We start from the raw sequence: 1619 nt of genomic DNA on the forward strand, positions 1-1619 counted from the left end.
ATTATGTCCATAGGAACTTAAATTATTAAAATTATCTAAAAAAATTATGGAATTAAACAACCCTTTAAAAGTATCAATTACTCCCCATCGAGAATTTTTAGCGGCGGATACCCCCAATCAAAAACTGTTTATTATGCTCAAATTACGCCCTTCAAAAGAAGTGGCAAATAGTCGCCCGAATACTGCTGTAAGCATCTTAATTGATACCAGTGGTTCAATGTATGAAATTGTCTCAGGCAATCCTCAACCGACAGGCAATATTCTCTCTATTGATGGCAACCAATATCGGGAAGTTACTGGGGGTAAAAGTAAGATTGATATTGTTATTGAATCTCTCAATAATTTAATCGATTCGGGTTTACTTAATCAACAGGATAAGGTATGCTTAATTCAGTTTGACGATCGAGCTTCTATCCTTATTCCCTTGACTCCTGCGACTCAAAAACAAGACTTAAAAAATTCGATCGCACGTCTCAAAGAATTTAGCGGTGGTACTTGTATGGGGAGAGGTATGGAAGAAGCACTAGAGATATTGCAGAAACAATCCATGACGAGTAAAAGGGCAATTATATTTACCGATGGGCAAACCTTTGATGAATTTGAGTGTCAAGAATTAGCGAAAAAATTTAGTGAAAATAGTATTCCTATCACCGCTTTAGGCATAGGAGAATATAACGAAGACTTATTAATTAACTTAGGAGATACCACCGCAGGGCGAGTTGTTCATATTGTCGAAAAAGAGGCAAAAGGTACACAAATACCAGTAGATAAAGTACCCCAAACTATTTTTGCAGAATATCAAAGTACGATCGAAGAAGTCATCAATAATCTTGCCATGAGTGTTAAAACCGTCAAAGGAGTTGAATTAATAAGAATAACAAAAGTATATCCAGAACAAGCAGAATTTCCTTTATTACAGCAACCCTATCATATCGGTTCAGCTAGGGGCAACGATGAAACCATCTTCATCCTTGAGTTTGATGTGGACAGTAGAGCTAGTTCTAGGGTAAGGATAGCACAATTAGGGTTAACCTACGATGTCCCCGCCCAAAATCGTCGAGGAGAGTTACCCCCCCAGAATATTGTAGTGCAATTTTTAGCTGGACAAGGGGCAACCGCCACCGTAGATCAAGAAGTAATGGGCTATGTGCAACAAAGAAATATCAGTACGATTGTTGATGAAGCCACACGCCTAGCGGAAACCAACCCCGAATTAGCCGAGCAAAAAATGGAGACAGCCCGTCGTCTTACCGTTAAAATTGGTAATCAGGATATGCTCGAATCCCTCAATGAAGGTATTATCGAGTTACGCAAAACCCGTAAAATTTCCTCTAGCACTCGCAAAACCGTTAAAATGGGAGCGAAGGGTAAAACCGTCAAAATGTCAACTACTGATTTAGCTGAAGGCTTATCCGATGATAAAATTAGAGAAATAACTGGCACATAATAATAAATTATCCCAATCTTTTTAATTAAAAATAAAATTTTATATTTCTTAAATGCGATGAATCAAGTAACCTTTGAAATTCCTGAAAATCTGATGAATCAGCTACGCAATAAAACTGATTCTATTCAAAATATTTTGTTGAAGGCTTTAGAAGAATATTTAACAAAAGAAG

The 1619-nt window shown here is 37.1% G+C and carries 1 protein-coding gene; it reads left to right on the forward strand.

From position 1 onward, the window contains the following. Nucleotides 1-46 precede the first annotated feature (46 nt). The gene (locus ACN4EE_RS23170) at nucleotides 47-1447 is read left to right on the forward strand and encodes a vWA domain-containing protein (protein ID WP_431708870.1); all 1401 of its coding nucleotides are present in this window, start codon (nucleotides 47-49) and stop codon (nucleotides 1445-1447) included. Nucleotides 1448-1619 lie beyond the last annotated feature (172 nt).

Origin of the sequence: Geminocystis sp. CENA526, from assembly GCF_050753365.1 — a bacterium.
In the GTDB taxonomy this organism is placed as follows: domain Bacteria; phylum Cyanobacteriota; class Cyanobacteriia; order Cyanobacteriales; family Cyanobacteriaceae; genus Geminocystis.